Below are 15,090 nucleotides of genomic sequence, written 5' to 3'. Positions count from 1 at the left end.
TATCACAGCCTTTGCGCCTGTCGCAAATGGGGGAAAATCATAGCTTGCTGTTCTCCAAATGATGCCTCATTTTTTCAACGGCTCCTGCTGCATCGCCTGCACGAATAGACTCCATGATCTCACGATGCTCGGCCACAGCTAGCTTCGCCCTGCCCTCACGAGACAAGGACTCAGTCCGAACGCTGTTGCTGTATTCCACCAGAGGTGTCCAAATCCGATGCAGGATCGAGTTGCGGCTGGATCGGCAAATGACTCGATGAAATTGGTAGTCTTCCTCCGTCGGCACTTCTCCGCGTTCGACCCGTTCTTCGGCAATCGCCAGGATGCGTTCCATTTCTTCAAAATGCTTGTCAGTCGCACGCCTGCAGGCGAGTCGAACCGCATCCAACTCCAGGATTCGGCGCATCTCAACCAGATCCTTCTTCGTCTTGGCATCCCGCAAAATGAAAAATCCGAGGATATCAATCAGACGATTGTGCCGGTAATGCTTTAAGAATGTGCCTTCCCCTCTGCGAGTCTCGATCAGTCCGAGAAGCTCCAAAGCCCTGAGTGCTTCGCGGACGGAGGATCGGCCTGCGCCTAGCTGTTCTGACAGTTCTCTCTCAGAGGGAAGCTTGTCGCCCGGACGCAGGTTTCTCTCTTGAACGATCTCGTGAATCTGCAGGAGAATCCCTTCGTATACCTTTCGATCTTGGGATGAGTCGAGCACCATTCATCCTCCTTCGTAACACTTACTGTGAAGTGAAGCACCCTCCAGAGGCGCCTGCCAAATTATCCAGGTGTCTCGGAGGGTGATGACTGTACGAGTCTCCTATACTTGTTGGTAGGAAATCGCAGCCAGGTTCATTGTTTTTGCTTTCACGTCTTCTGGATCCACAGTGATGCGAGCCACACCGCTCTCCATCGCTGCTTTCGCTACTGCTGCAGCTACGTTTGGAGCTACGCGAGCGTCAAATGGCGCTGGGATTACTTTTTCGGTCGAAAGTTCTTCTGGCGTGATCAGGTCGGCGATGGCATATACCGCTGCCAGCTTCATTTCTTCGTTGATGTTGGTTGCGCGCGTGTCGAGTGCTCCGCGGAAAATGCCTGGGAATGCAAGCACGTTGTTTACTTGGTTCGGGAAGTCGGAACGTCCTGTACCTACAACAGCAGCACCGGCAGCTTTCGCTTCATCTGGCATGATCTCAGGAGTCGGGTTCGCCATCGCGAAGATGATCGCATCACGATTCATGGAACGAACCATCTCAGATGTCACTGCACCTGCTACGGAAACGCCGATGAATACGTCAGCACCTTTCATCGCATCAGCCAGGTCGCCCTGAATTTTGTTGTGGTTCGTAATTTTTGCCATTTCTTCTTTTACCGGGTTCATCCCGAACGGACGGCCTTCATAGACAATCCCTTTTGTATCGCACATCACAACGTCTTTTACACCCATGGAAACCAGAAGCTTGATGATCGCGATACCGGCTGCACCAGCACCGTTCGCTACGACGCGGATGTCTTCCAGTTTTTTATCTACTACGCGCAGCGCATTGATCAGGCCAGCTGCTGTTACGATAGCAGTACCATGTTGGTCATCGTGGAATACAGGGATGTTGGTTTCACGTTTCAGACGCTCTTCTACCTCGAAGCAAGCAGGAGCTGCGATATCTTCCAGGTTTACCCCGCCGAACGTTGGTTCCAGCATTTTTACGGTTTCTACGATTTTGTCTACATCGGTGGTGTTCAAGCAGATCGGGAACGCATCTACCCCTGCAAAGGATTTAAATAGGACGGCTTTTCCCTCCATGACAGGCATAGCTGCTTCTGGGCCGATATTTCCGAGACCGAGAACCGCAGTACCGTCGCTGACTACTGCAACGAGGTTGCCTTTCATGGTATATTCGTACACTTTGGACTTGTCGTCAAAAATATCTTTGCATGGCTCTGCAACTCCAGGGGAATAAGCGAGGCTCAAGTCGCGCGCATTGCGGACAGGCACTTTTGTGACAGCCTCCAATTTTCCTTGATGTTTTCTGTGAAGTTCCAGTGCTTCCTCTCTCAGATTGGACATCATAACCACTCCATTCACGTTTTTCTTTTTCTATGACTGCTTCTAAACTGCGTTTGCTACTATAACACACCCAGTGGTCTGACCACTTTTTAAGTTATGTCCTCAATATATAGCAAAACCCATTATCCTGTAAACCTGCCGAAAACGGCGAAAAAGGGAGGACATTCCTCATCCTCCCCACATTATGGGCAATTCTTTCGAAATTACGCTGTCACGTCCTACAATTGCTCTCGTTTTCTCCAAAAATGACTCGTCCAACGTAACGCCTATCGTATCCGGCAAGCGAATTGTCTGTCTTTTTCCCTCGTAAAAGAGTATCACAGGAATTGTTCCTTTTTTTTCGACAAACAACTGCTGGAGCTGCTGGAGCGTCGAATCATGCTCCTGAGCCTCCGATATTTTGACAAAAAGCACAGTCTCTACCGTTGGCTTTGGCAATGCGTCTGCCGCCCAGAAGCGGGAAGCGAGCAGCTTGACCAAATCATCCTGATGATCAATACGGGCTTCGGCCACGACCATGCTTTCTCTGGTCAATAACTCCGCATGCTTGGCATACACCTGCGGAAAGACGACCAATTCTACCTGAGCCGTTTTGTCCTCCATGGTAATGAACGCCATTGCATCCCCTTTTTTCGTCTGGATGCGCCGCTCTTCTGTGATCATTCCGAACACTTTCACCGTCTTGTCGCGAGGTAGCTCCCCTAGCGACGCAATAGCCGTTATCTCTGCCCGATTGGCCAAGTGGGAGAACTGATCCAGCGGATGACCCGATATGTAGACACCCAACAAATCTCGCTCTTCTTTTAATTGCTGAGCACGTGAAAAAGGCGGCACTTCCGGATAATCCTCCGGTTCGCGCACGGGTGCTCCCGCATCGTCTCCTGCAAACAGATTCATTTGATCTGCATCACGCTCAATTCGCTTGCCGTTTGCCTTGCCCACCGCTTCATCCAACAGCATGAGAAGCTGACTGCGATGTCCAGGCAGCGAATCTAGCGCCCCACATAACGTCAGCGACTCCACGACCCGTCTGTTCACCAGCCGTGCATCAACCCTCGCGCAAAAATCAAACACGTCCCGATACGGTCTGCTGCTCCGTTCCTTGACGATCGACTCGATAGCGCTGTATCCCACGTTTTTAACTGCAGCCAAGCCGAAGCGAATCGCATCCTGCTCCACTGTAAAATGCGCTTTGCTACGGTTCACATCTGGGGTCAGTACCTGTAGCTGCAAGCGACGAGCTTCCTCGGTATACTCGGCAATGCGCGTTTGACTGCCGATGGACAAGGAGAGCAAGGCCGCCATAAACGCAAGCGGATGATTCGCCTTCAAATACGCCATCTGATAGGCGATGACGGCATACGCGACCGAGTGGGCCTTGTTGTAGCCGTAATCGGCAAAGCGCACGATCAGGTCGTAGATTTCGTTGCCCAGCTCATCCCCATAGCCTTGTTTGACACAACCAGCTACGAATTTCTCTCGTTGCTCTGCCAAGAGCTCCCGTTTCTTTTTCCCCACAGCACGCCGCAGAATATCTGCTTCTCCCAGACTAAACCCAGCCAGCGCGGAAGAAACCTGCATGATTTGCTCCTGATAGATCATGAAGCCATGCGTCTCCCGCAAAATCGGCTCCAGCACGGGGTGGGCGTATTGGACGTTTGTCTGACCATGTTTGGCCGCGATATACTGTGGAATGATCTCCATCGGTCCCGGACGATACAGCGCCAGGACAGCGATTATATCATCCAGATTGGACGGCTTCAGATCTCGCAGAACGTTGCGCATACCGGATGATTCCAGCTGAAATACGCCCGTCGTCTCTCCACGTGAGAGCATCCGAAAGGTTTTGAGATCGTCTGTCGGGATAGCTTCCAGATCGATTGGGTTTCCCTGGTGCTCGAGATTGCGCAAGGTTTCTTGGATAATCGTCAGATTGCGCAGGCCGAGAAAGTCCATTTTCAACAGGCCCACTTCTTCTAAAATCTCCATTGGATATTGCGTGAGCGCCAAGCCTTCATTGCCAGTCTGCAAAGGCACATACTCCGTCAGCGGCTCTCGGGAGATGACCACTCCCGCCGCATGCGTGGATGCATGCCGCGGCAAGCCCTCTACTCCTTTTGCCGTAGCAATCAATTGGGCTACCTGCTTGTTTTCCCCGCACAGCTTGGCAATCTCCGGATTGATGTTCATCGCCCGTTCGATCGTCATTCCCGGCGACTGCTGAATCATTTTCGCCACACGATCAATCAGTCCGAGTGACAGGCCCAGCGCACGTCCTACATCGCGCACTGCTGCACGCGCCGCCATCGTACCAAAGGTAATGATCTGAGCCACACGATCATGGCCGTATTTATTTGCCACATAATGAATCACTTCATCTCTGCGCTCTACTGAAAAGTCGATATCAATATCGGGCATCGTCACCCGCTCTGGATTCAGGAAACGCTCAAACAGCAGCTGAAAGCGCAAAGGGTCTACGTTCGTAATCTTGAGTGCATAGGCAACCAGACTCCCTGCTGCCGATCCTCTACCCGGTCCTGTCGGAATGCCGTTCTGATGGGCATAGCGCATGAAGTCCCAAACGATCAAAAAGTAATCGGTAAAGCCTGTCCCTGTAATAATGGTCAGCTCGTGATCCAATCGCTCACGAATTTGCGGAGTCAGTTCCTTGTATCGCTCCAGGCAACCTTTTTCACACAGCTCCCGTAAAAACACCGTCGAATCCTGTCCTGCTGGCAAAGGGAATTCTGGCAAAATATGTTCTCCAAACGACAACGTCACCTGGCAGCGCTCGGCGATCGCTACCGTATTGGCCAGTGCCTCAGGAGCAAAAGCAAACGCAGGGGCAAGCTCTTCTCCACTCTTCAAGTAATACTGATCAGTCTCGTAGCGGAGACGATTTTCCTCACCCACCGTCTTGCCTTCTCCAATCGCGAGGAGGATGTCGTGTGTGGCATGATCGCTTTGATCAACGTAATGAACGTTGTTCGTGACGACCAGAGGAATACCAGTCTCTTCACTCAGTCGGACAAGCCGCGCATTCAGCCTTCGCTCCTGCTCCAACCCGTGATCCGCAAGCTCCAGAAAGTAATGGTCCGGTCCGTACGTGTGGCGATACCACAAAGCAGCTTCCTTTGCTCCCTCCGAATCTCCTGCCAGCAGGAGCCTAGCCACTTCCCCTTCACGACATGCGCTGAGTGCAATCAAGCCTGCACAATGACGGACGAGCGCCTCTTTGTTTAAGCGAGGCAAAATGTAATTTCCTTCTGTTTGCGCAATGGTCGCCAGCTTCAAGAGATTGCGATAGCCTTGTTCATTTTCAGCCAGCAAAATCAAATGGCTCGGGGCCGGTGCATTGCGCACACGATCCTGCAAGTTTCCTTCCATTACGTATACTTCCATGCCGATAATCGGCTTGATGCCTGCCTCCAGGCAAGCTTTATAAAACGGAATCGCTCCGTACAGATTGGCGTGGTCCGTAATCGCGAGTGCGTGCATGTCCAATTCTTTTGCACGAGCTACCAGCGGTTCGATACGCGCAGCTCCGTCAAGCAGGCTGTACTCCGTATGAACATGCAAATGGACAAAGGAGGTCATGCTGTTCCTTCCTCTCTGGTTCCGTTCCAAATCGTTTCTTTTTCTTCCCCACTTTCTATTATACCGAAAAGAAATGCGCACGTGGGTAATAGGAACAAATGTTCTTTGGGAATTTGACCACCGTTGCGCTCTTTTGGTAGGATAATACCAGATTGGTAGAGAGGATGAATCCGTATATGTGGTCTGCCTTTTACTTGACCGGCGTACTCGCATCGCTGGTTGCCAGTGTGTATTTCAGCATCCATGCCCGCAGACAGGGCATCCATCCGCTGGCTTCCCGCATGACCCTGGGAAAAATGAATATCGCCTTGGGGCTTTTGGTTACCTTGTTCGGCATCAATCAGTTCACCTTTGAGCAGTTGGATACGGTCCGAATCGTGGTCGCTCTGGCGATGCTGGGCGTGGGAATCATCAATTTGTATTTGGGAACACGCAATTATTTTCGTTATAAAACTCTATGGCTCGCTGAATTAAAGAAAGGCGTGTAGCGCGGAAAGTAGAAGATTGGAGGACGAGAGGGAGGGCTGGAAATCTCTTACCTCCGTTTCCAGCCGTTTCGTGTAGCTAAACCTTTTATACGTAGGCTATAATGTCCCTGTGTGACATCTTATTGCTTCAGACAACCCGAGTGCAGTGCTGACGGTTGTCCTTTTTTATATTCTTTTACTCCTTCGCCCACATCTCCTCAGGATTCAACTCGTAGATCCCGTCCTCCCGATACATATAGTGATTCATGACGAACTCGCGACGGATCGTGGCAAAATCTTCATGGAACGCCTTGATGTACTCATTGATCTCCTTCTCCTGATACTTTCTTCCTCTCTCTAGTCCGCGTACCAAATGTTCCAAAACAATCAGCTTTTTCTTACGTTGAACCGGTATTTGTTTGAGCTTACCATCCTGCGTCATAAAGTTGCGGATGACCTGTAATTGTTCTGCTGCCATGCTCTCCCTCCTCTGATCTACCTCTGGAGCTTCCTCCATCCAATCGCCCTGTGCATTCTTTGCTTTTTCCAGTACATCCAAAATGGCTTGTGACTGCCGTTTCATGTTGAGTTCGTGCACGTAAAAATAAATCGTGTTCTTGTCCCTTCTCTCATAAACCACTCCTGCCTCACGCAGTTTTGCCATATGGTGCGTGATCGTCGGAGGCGTCACTCCCATTTTTCCTGCCAGAGCCTGCCCGTGTAGTGGTCCATTCGCCAAGATCGCGAGAATGCGAATGCGCGTCGGGTCAGCCAGTGCTTTATGAAAGGCTACAAGTTTGTCTAATTGCATGTGCCATCACCCGTTTCGTTTTCATTACTTCACCTAATTAGATAGTCATTTAATTAGATGGTACTCATTCTCTCTCACCTTGTCAACCACATGGAAATTTGAAACAATTGTTCCATTGCATTCGTACTAACGGAAGCCATCCTATTTTCTTGAAAAGAGGTCTGCCCATGAATCCGTTCGAGCAGCACATACACAAGTACGCGGAGCTTGTCATCAAAGTAGGTGTAAACCTGCAACCCGGACAGGTCCTGTATCTAGGTGCACCGCTGGAGTGCGCTGAATTCGTCCGGATCATCGTCCGTAAAGCGTACGAAGCTGGAGCTACTTACGTGCAGGTCGTGTGGGACGACGATGCCGTTACTCGTGCCCGATTTGAATATGCGAGCGACGAGTCGTTTCACTATTATCCGCAGTGGATCGCGTCCTCCATGGAACAGCTCGCAGAGTCAGGCGGCGCACTACTCCAAATCGATGTACCCAATCCTGAATTATTTGATGGGATCGACAATGCCAAGGTCAGTGCTGCAAGGTTGGCGGCTGCGACAGCTAGACAAAAATACTTGGGCTACGTCCGGTCCAATAAATTGAGCTGGTGCCTGATCAATGCCCCGACACAAGCATGGGCGGACAAAGCTTTCCCAGAGCTACCGTACCCGGAACGTATACAGGCTTTGTGGGAAGCCGTTTTTCACATGACCCGCGTAGATCAAAACGACCCTGTCAGTGCGTGGCAGCAGCACATTCAGAATCTGAAGTCCTTGTGTGGGAAATTAAACGAAAAACAGTATAAAAAGCTGTATTATAAAGGACCAGGAACAGATCTGACTGTCGAGTTAGTCGACCATCATTTATGGGCAGGCGGCAGCAGTCTCAATCAGGCAGGCGTAGAATTTATCGCGAATGTACCCACCGAGGAAGTCTTTACAATGCCACGCCGCCAAGGGACAAACGGCACGGTTTCCAGTACGATGCCACTCATTTTGAGCGGTACAATCGTCGATCGGTTTTCCCTGACTTTTCAGGATGGCAAAGTCACAGATTTCTCAGCAAAAGTAGGCTACGATGCCTTACAGTCATTTCTGGAAACGGACGATGGTGCTCGCTATCTCGGGGAGGTTGCTCTCGTACCACACGATTCCCCTATTTCCAATCTGAATCGAATCTTCTACAACACCGGGGTAGACGAAAATGCATCCTGCCACTTTGCTCTCGGCAGCGCCTATCCGTTTAATCTCGAGGGAGGAACCGGCCTGTCAAAAGAAGAGTTGTTAGAACGTGGTGCAAACATCAGCGTGGTTCACGAGGATTTTATGATTGGATCGGATCAGCTCGACATTGACGGCGAACTTGCAGATGGCACGTTGGTACCACTGTTCCGCAAAGGAAATTGGGTCGAAGCGTAAGCTAAAAAAAGGCCATACCGGACGCTTTCGATGTCCAGTTGGCCTTTTACCTTTTTGGTTATCGTTCGATGATTTGTGCCGTCACCATCGCCTGACCGACCAGCTGCTCCCCATGGTAGACAGACACTTCTACTTTACCAAAGCGGCGGCTGATATCCAGCAAGCGCGGTTGTACTTCTATCTGGCTCTCCATCTGCACAGGCTTCAGGAAATAGACTGTGACGTTTTCCGGCACCATATCCCCTCGCCGATGGTGACGCAACAAATTACAGGCGGCTTCTACCATAACTGTGGTCATGATTCCGCTCGCGATGGTTCCGAGATGGTTGGTCATCTGCGGTGTCACGTCGCCTAGGTACAAGAGTTCATCCGCCTTACGCTCTTCGCGGAAGTGGGACATGATCAAATTCGGGAACGTTTCACTCATTTGCGGCTGCTTGGCTGTATATTGCAGGGCTTTTAATACGTCGTTCCGACTAAGGACACCCACCAGCTTTCGGTGATTATCCACAACAGGTAACAGCTCGATTCCTTCCCATACCATCGTGTGCGCCGATGAAGCCACCGATACTCGCGGAGAGGTCGTAATCGGATTTTTGGTCATAACCTTGTCAATCGTCGCGGTCTCTTCATGGCCGATGATGTCTTTGGAGGTTACGATCCCGATCAAGCGCATATGCTCATCTACGACAGGGAAGCGTGTGTCCTGATACAGCTCTGTATATTGATGCCATTTGGCCACAGGATCGGATGGTAACAAGACCGGTGTTTCTGCCAGCGGCTTGAGCACATCCTCTACCATGACGATTTCTTTTTTAATCAGGCGATCGTAAATGGCCCGGTTGATCATGGAAGCTACAGTAAACGTATCGTAGCTAGACGAAATTATCGGCAGCGCAAGGCGATCCGCCAATTGCTTGATCTCTTCGCTCGTATCGAAGCCCCCGGTGATCAACACCGCAGCTCCTTGCTGCAGGGCGATTTTGTGAGCCTGATAGCGGTTCCCTACGATTAACAAACTACCAGCATCAATGTAGCGCATCATGGCTTCCAGCTGCATCGCACCGATGACGAATTTATTCAATGTCTTGTGCAAGCCTTCTCGCCCACCCAGCACATGCCCGTCGACGATATTGACTACTTCGGCGAAAGTAAGCCGCTCTATATTTTCTTTCTGTTTTTTCTCAATTCGTACCGTCCCGACACGCTCAATGGTACTGACGTAGCCTTGCGTCTCGGCTTCCTTGATCGCACGATAAGCCGTACCCTCGCTCACGTCCAGGTCCTTGGCGATCTGCCGCACCGATATCTTTGAGCCGATCGGAAGGCGATCAATATATTGCAAGATTTGTTCGTGTTTTGTTGCCAAGTCGCTTTCCCCCTTCCTACTCTCCCACCCGTTCAACGTACTGGCTCCTTGGAACAATATACCCGAAGGTGAGGCAAAAAAAAAGGGTAGCTTTTTCAAGCTACCGAATCAGAAAGTATATCATTAAGGGGGTTTTCATCGTAGTTTTATCTTACCCCTCTTATATTACAGGAATATTACAGGTGGTTTACAGTTTCTTTTCAGTTTTACTAACCTAGCCAGCTAGAGAGCAATCCCTGAACAAGCCCTATAATACCACCTAGTATAAAACCGAGCACAGTAATCATGCGGAACTCACGACCGGAAATGCCGACCACCATTTCTTCGATCCTCTCAATCGGGAATCCTTCTACCTGGCGGGTCACGATCTCGCGAATCGCGAGCTTTTGAAAAATAAGTTCCACATTCTTTTCCAGCGTCTCTATCATCCACCGCGTCAAACGGGGAATGAGCTCCGTGTTGACCGCATTCTGGAATGGTGAAGTGAGGCGGGACAACGGCTCATCCACGATTCTCAGACTCTGCTCTTCCAGTCTCGTAAACAGCGCTCGGGACCAGTCATCGATCTGATCACGGCCGATCCACTGCACAAGCTCGCCCACGTTTTTATCGAGCAGCTTGTCCGTTTCAATCCCCAGCATTTGACGCAGCTTTTGCGACAGCTCCGGGCGTTGCAAGAGGTCATCCAAGTGAGGCAGCAGCTTGCCCAGAATCTTGTCATCTCCGAGGAACATGCCGACCAGTCCACCAAACATGCCCCCTCCACCGCCTAGTAGACCACGAATCATTGATTGCAAGGACTGCTGGCCCTCCGGCGAATGCAGAAATTCGCGGAGCCTCATCAGTAACAGCTCGCTGACCGTATCCAGCGCCGTGTCCAGACGCTCCCGTCCGGCAGGTGGAACCAGCTCACGCAATTTCTTTTCTTCATATTGATAAAGCGTGCGGTCCACAAAAGTCTGCCAATGCAGCTGCAGTGGTTGGCGAAGGGAGTCGCTCCAGGTGCCGTCCTCTTGAAAGATTTGGGGAAGCGCCCGTTGCAGAACCTGACGCAAACTTTGTTCATCTGTCATCCAGTCCGTCGCAACCCGATTCATCCAGTCTGCCAACGTGTTCTCCAGTCCGCTCTGGGTTAATGCCCGCTTTACACCCTCCATCGTGAGCAGATGCTCTTCCACCAATCTGCCCATTTGTATGGCGATGTCATCTCGCCTACTAGGGATTAGACCAGGAGTGAAAGGAACTCGCCAACGCCCGATGTACCAAGGCTTCAACGGCCGGAAAAGCATCCGGATCGCAAGTTCGTTGGTCACTCCGCCTATGACGGAACCGACCCCGATGTTTACTAATATTGTAAAAACATTCATATATACTAACAACCTCTCTTCTATGCATGGAACCAAACCATTTCCCTACTCATACCATAGACTAACTTCATGCCTGATGGGAAGGGGATAACCATGTCTTACGTTCCAACCATCGTTCAAGCATACGAGCCAAAGTCGGAAGTAGACCTTTACCTGCCCCAGGCGCACATGCGCAAATGGTATCTCTCTACTACTACCCTCACCGTCCAATTCGGAAGCAAACAGGTTCGCGCCCGAGTAAGCAGCATAGATCGGAACGGAGGCACTTTGATCCGACCATCGATCGCCCAAGCGCTGCATCTGCCTACGGGAATCCCCCTGCTGGCCAGTTACCAGGCGAACCAGCAGTCTCTTGTATTTGGACCCTTTTTGGGTATTCTTGTCTCTACCTACAATTCGCAGTTTCCGCAATCCCCCTTTGGACCCCTGACCCCATTCTTCAATGAATCAGCCGATATTTGCCACAAACGCGGTGGAATCATTTGTGTTTTCCGGCTTCAAGATGTCAATTGGGAGGCAGGCATCGTCCGTGGGCTTGTGCGAAAGGGCGGCGTCTGGAGACAAAAGGTTTTGCCGCTACCCCAATGCATTTACAACCGACTTGTTTCCAGACAACGGGAGCGAAGCGAACAGATGGCCAATTGGGTCCAGCGCTGCAAAGACGCCAACATCCCGTTTTTTAATGAGCAATTCTTGAATAAGTGGCATGTACACGCCGCTCTGGAAAATCAGGAAGCAGCAGAAGCCTACCTCCCCAAAATGGTCCGCTATCACAGTCAGGATGATTTAAAAAGTATGCTTGCCTCTCATCGCATGGTTTACGCAAAACCCGCTAACGGCAGCATGGGTCGAGGAATCATCCGTCTGCGCAGAACCGATACGGGCTACCAGCTCGCTCGACCAGGAGGACTCAACAAGACTTTTTCTAGCATTCAAACGTTACATCAGTATCTATCTAAACAAACCAAAAACAAACCCTACCTGCTGCAGCAAGGTTTAGCACTGATTGGCATCCAGAATCGTCCAACAGATTTTCGTGTTTTGGTGCAAAAAGACCGAAAAGGTGAATGGTCCGTCACTTCCATGGTAGCTCGCTTGGGGCAAAATCGCATCGTCTCCAACATTTCACGAGGCGGTTCGATGCTGCCTCCACTTCAGGCTCTGCGTCTATGCGGTCCATGGGCGAGCTCTTTCCGCCCCACTCCTCAGACGCTGAGAGCCGTTGCCTTGAAGCTGTCCGTGCTACTCGAAGAAGCATTACCAGGTCATTACGCGGAGTTTGGAGTCGATCTCGGTGTAGATGTGCGCGGTCATGTTTGGTTGCTTGAAGTAAACAGCAAACCATCCAAGACTGCCAACACCGTTCCCCTGCCAGAAGGTGTGGAAGAACCTCACCGACGCGCTCGACCCTCGGTTGTGCGTATGCTTGAGTATGCAGCCTATGTAAGTGGTTTTCCACGGGCAGCCAAAGCAAAACCGAAACCGACAGCCAAGAAAAACAGGCGAAGGTGACCCTTATGACAGCAAATCAGAGAACCTTAGGCATCATGACTCGCTGCCAAGGCTCCCACTTTATTGACAAAGGATATTACAAAAAGCTGACGCTATTCGGACGCAAGCATGGTATTCGCGTGTTTGTGTTTTCCCCACGTCGGGTAAACTTTTCATCCCGAACCGTATCAGGCTTTGAATACAAAAATGGCGCCTGGCAATCGGACACCTTTCCATTGCCAGCCTTCGTTTACGATCGCTGTTTTGTAGGCCCAGCTTACCGCAACTATAAACCATTCGTAGATAAGTTGCAAAACGATCGTAACCTTACATTTTTGGGACACGGCCTATCTGGAAAATGGCAGGTGCACCAGATGCTCATCCACTCTGCAGTGCTAGCCCCTTCCTTGCCGCCCACCGAGATTTTGACCTATTCCGCTCTCCAGGGCACATTGGATCACTATGGCTCAGCCATCATCAAGCCCATGGCGGGAACTCACGGAATCGGAGTCGTAAGGATTACAGAATGTCGAGGCGGTTATGAAATTTCGGGCCGCAACAAAGAAAATAAGCCTTTCCGTCGAGTCGTCAAGGAACCGGGGGGACTTAAGACTCTTGTCACCACATTCACTACTGGTCGGAAGTTTCTTGTGCAGCCCTATCTAGAGCTGCACACGCCCGATGGCTCTCCTTTTGACGTCCGTGTGTTGGTCCAAAAAAACGGGAAGGGAGAGTGGGAAACAACAGGCAAGGCTGTGCGCATCGGTGATAAAAAAAGCATAACCTCCAATCTGCACGGCGGCGGCAAAGCCGTCCCCCTCACTCCCTTTCTCTCGCGCCACTACAAGCCAGCCATGCAGGCACGGATTGAGCAGACCATCGATCGGTTAACCGGAGAACTGCCACGTTTTCTAGAGAAATCTCACGGCAAACTGGTAGAGCTCGGGATCGATATTGGCATCGACACCTCTGGAAATGTCTGGATTATCGAAGTGAACAGTAGGCCGGGTCGGACCGTGTTCACCATGATAAACGATCCAGCTGCCCAGTTTCATTCGATCACCCAGCCTGTTCGTTATGCTCACTATCTCATGAAAGAGCGTGTAGGAGGTTACTAAGCATGGAAACAAACCGCGTGCGACTTCGCTTCCTTCCCCATTCCCATGTCTATGGGATCGTCCTGCCAATCACTCTCATTCAAAAGCTGCAACTCAGACCCCGTCAGAAGGTTACGATCACGCTGGGAAAGAAGGAAGCAGTCGCAACTGTTCTGATTGATAAGCGAAATCATGATGGGAATATCGTGAAAATCACAAGCTTACTACAAAACGAGCTAAGCATCCCTCACGGAGGTCTGATCAACCTCAAGCGCGAGGGAGAAAATCTCCGGCTTGGTCCTGCCATTGGTATCGTCACGACTGGGGTACGCAGAGACCCTCGTAACCCGATTGGACCACGAACATCGTTTTTGCAAAAGCTGTTACAGGCTCAAGAAGGAAAAGGCGTGTTCTACTACATTTTTTCGCCCGATGACGTGGACTGGGATAAAAACGAGGTGATTGCTTGGTTTTTACGCAAAGGTAAAAATGGCACCTATGTCTGGAGAAGAATGACCACTGCAATACCTGATGTCATATATGACCGCATTCCCTCTCGTTCTGCAGAAAAGCATGAAGCCGTACGAGACTTCAAATACAAGCTGGCGAATTATCCAAACACGCCGATGTTCAACCACGGCTTCTTGAACAAATGGGGCGTTCACCAGCTCCTCTACCCCAATCCGGAAGTGAATGAGCACATACCCGAAACGTACACGTCTCCATCCCTGCAAACCGTACGCAACCTGATTCGAAAATATCCTATCGTCTACCTGAAACCGAAAAACGGCAGTTTGGGCTACGGCATCGTAAAGGTAGTGCGTGCAGGAGCCGGATATGACGCGTCTTATCACAACGGCAGCGGTAACGTAAAACGTCATTTCACCAAGCTATCTTCTCTGTACCAGCATGTGTTTCGCAGCCGTCGTGTCGGTTCCTACCTCGCCCAGCAAGGAATTTCTTTGATGACGTTCCACGGACGTCCCTTTGATTTTCGCGTCCATTTGCATAAGAACCTGCAAAATGAATGGGTCGTTTCCTGCACGGCTGCCAAAGTGGCAGGGTCTGGCAGCGTGACCACCCATGTTCGAACGGGCGGCACCGTCATTCCGGGCGATGAACTGCTTCAGCAACTATTTGGTCGACAAAAAGCCCTGATGACAGAGCGTATTTCGGATGCGTCAATCCGCCTAGCAAGTGCGATCGAGCTGGCAAAAGGGATCGATCTGGGCGAGTTAGGCCTCGATATGGGAATCGATACTCATGGTCATGTATGGATGTTCGAAGCGAACTCCAAGCCTGGCCGTTCCATCTTTAAGCACGCCCGGCTCAAAGAGGCTGACTACGAATCTCGCAAGCTTCTCGTTGATTACAGCTGCTATCTCGCAAATTTTTGATCCATGCGAAAAGCACCGTTTTTTCAGGAAGGAGG

The 15,090-nt window shown here is 50.7% G+C and carries 11 protein-coding genes; 5 read left to right on the top strand and 6 right to left on the bottom strand.

The genetic code is table 11. The features are described from left to right. Nucleotides 1-37: 37 nt before the first annotated feature. The 3 genes from AN963_RS00565 to AN963_RS00555 form a co-directional block, all read right to left on the bottom strand. Entirely contained in the window at nucleotides 38-709 is a 672-nt protein-coding gene (locus tag AN963_RS00565; RefSeq protein WP_055744394.1) for a FadR/GntR family transcriptional regulator, read from the bottom strand. A gap of 102 nt (nucleotides 710-811) precedes the next feature. Continuing rightward, a complete protein-coding gene (locus tag AN963_RS00560) occupies nucleotides 812-2,056 on the bottom strand; it encodes an NAD(P)-dependent malic enzyme (protein WP_055742628.1) in 1,245 nt (414 codons plus the stop codon). A gap of 168 nt (nucleotides 2,057-2,224) precedes the next feature. Then, nucleotides 2,225-5,653 carry a DNA polymerase III subunit alpha gene (locus tag AN963_RS00555; RefSeq protein WP_055742627.1) on the bottom strand — a complete coding sequence of 1,143 codons (3,429 nt, stop codon included), beginning with the start codon at nucleotides 5,651-5,653 and terminating at the stop codon, nucleotides 2,225-2,227. 176 nt (nucleotides 5,654-5,829) lie between these two features. Between AN963_RS00555 and AN963_RS00550 the strand changes: the two genes are divergently transcribed. Continuing rightward, nucleotides 5,830-6,141: a YtpI family protein gene (locus AN963_RS00550; RefSeq protein WP_055742626.1), complete on the top strand. Its 312-nt coding sequence runs from the start codon at nucleotides 5,830-5,832 to the stop codon at nucleotides 6,139-6,141. 175 nt (nucleotides 6,142-6,316) lie between these two features. Here AN963_RS00550 and AN963_RS00545 read toward each other — a convergent pair whose 3' ends face one another. Further along, nucleotides 6,317-6,931, bottom strand: a complete 615-nt coding sequence (locus AN963_RS00545; RefSeq protein ID WP_055742625.1) for a DUF2087 domain-containing protein — start codon at nucleotides 6,929-6,931, stop codon at nucleotides 6,317-6,319. Nucleotides 6,932-7,098: 167 nt separating this feature from the next. Between AN963_RS00545 and AN963_RS00540 the strand changes: the two genes are divergently transcribed. Continuing rightward, on the top strand, nucleotides 7,099-8,334 hold the full coding sequence (locus AN963_RS00540; protein WP_055742624.1) for an aminopeptidase: 1,236 nt from the start codon (nucleotides 7,099-7,101) through the stop codon (nucleotides 8,332-8,334). Nucleotides 8,335-8,392: 58 nt separating this feature from the next. Here the strand turns inward: AN963_RS00540 and AN963_RS00535 are convergent, their stop codons facing one another. Both AN963_RS00535 and AN963_RS00530 read right to left on the bottom strand, forming a co-directional pair. Next, nucleotides 8,393-9,703: a DRTGG domain-containing protein gene (locus AN963_RS00535; protein ID WP_055742623.1), complete on the bottom strand. Its 1,311-nt coding sequence runs from the start codon at nucleotides 9,701-9,703 to the stop codon at nucleotides 8,393-8,395. A gap of 209 nt (nucleotides 9,704-9,912) precedes the next feature. Beyond that, nucleotides 9,913-11,070 carry a DUF445 domain-containing protein gene (locus AN963_RS00530; protein WP_055742622.1) on the bottom strand — a complete coding sequence of 386 codons (1,158 nt, stop codon included), beginning with the start codon at nucleotides 11,068-11,070 and terminating at the stop codon, nucleotides 9,913-9,915. Nucleotides 11,071-11,163: 93 nt separating this feature from the next. Here AN963_RS00530 and AN963_RS00525 point away from each other — a divergent pair, with 93 nt between their 5' ends. Genes AN963_RS00525 through AN963_RS00515 form a run of 3 tightly spaced genes read left to right on the top strand, consistent with a single transcriptional unit; the run spans nucleotide 11,164 to nucleotide 15,055 of the window. After that, a complete protein-coding gene (locus tag AN963_RS00525) occupies nucleotides 11,164-12,582 on the top strand; it encodes a YheC/YheD family endospore coat-associated protein (RefSeq protein ID WP_055742621.1) in 1,419 nt (472 codons plus the stop codon). Between the two features lie 5 nt (nucleotides 12,583-12,587). Further along, nucleotides 12,588-13,679, top strand: coding sequence for a YheC/YheD family endospore coat-associated protein (locus AN963_RS00520; protein WP_055742620.1), 1,092 nt, complete (start codon nucleotides 12,588-12,590; stop codon nucleotides 13,677-13,679). 2 nt (nucleotides 13,680-13,681) lie between these two features. Next, nucleotides 13,682-15,055, top strand: coding sequence for a YheC/YheD family endospore coat-associated protein (locus AN963_RS00515; protein ID WP_055742619.1), 1,374 nt, complete (start codon nucleotides 13,682-13,684; stop codon nucleotides 15,053-15,055). The last annotated feature ends 35 nt before the right edge of the window (nucleotides 15,056-15,090 follow it).

This window comes from Brevibacillus choshinensis (assembly GCF_001420695.1).
GTDB classification, from domain to species: domain Bacteria; phylum Bacillota; class Bacilli; order Brevibacillales; family Brevibacillaceae; genus Brevibacillus; species Brevibacillus choshinensis.
Note: the sequence above shows the minus strand (reverse complement) of the source record. Positions and strands in the feature narration are given on the sequence as shown.

Excerpts from the sequence above, each read along its gene's own strand:
- AN963_RS00555 (WP_055742627.1), bottom strand. The coding sequence starts at position 5,653 with ATGACCTCCTTTGTCCATTTGCATGTTCATACGGAGTACAGCCTGCTT.
- AN963_RS00540 (WP_055742624.1), top strand. The coding sequence starts at position 7,099 with ATGAATCCGTTCGAGCAGCACATACACAAGTACGCGGAGCTTGTCATC.
- AN963_RS00560 (WP_055742628.1), bottom strand. The coding sequence starts at position 2,056 with ATGTCCAATCTGAGAGAGGAAGCACTGGAACTTCACAGAAAACATCAA.
- AN963_RS00520 (WP_055742620.1), top strand. The coding sequence starts at position 12,588 with ATGACAGCAAATCAGAGAACCTTAGGCATCATGACTCGCTGCCAAGGC.
- AN963_RS00525 (WP_055742621.1), top strand. The coding sequence starts at position 11,164 with ATGTCTTACGTTCCAACCATCGTTCAAGCATACGAGCCAAAGTCGGAA.
- AN963_RS00515 (WP_055742619.1), top strand. The coding sequence starts at position 13,682 with ATGGAAACAAACCGCGTGCGACTTCGCTTCCTTCCCCATTCCCATGTC.
- AN963_RS00545 (WP_055742625.1), bottom strand. The coding sequence starts at position 6,931 with ATGCAATTAGACAAACTTGTAGCCTTTCATAAAGCACTGGCTGACCCG.
- AN963_RS00530 (WP_055742622.1), bottom strand. The coding sequence starts at position 11,070 with ATGAATGTTTTTACAATATTAGTAAACATCGGGGTCGGTTCCGTCATA.
- AN963_RS00550 (WP_055742626.1), top strand. The coding sequence starts at position 5,830 with ATGTGGTCTGCCTTTTACTTGACCGGCGTACTCGCATCGCTGGTTGCC.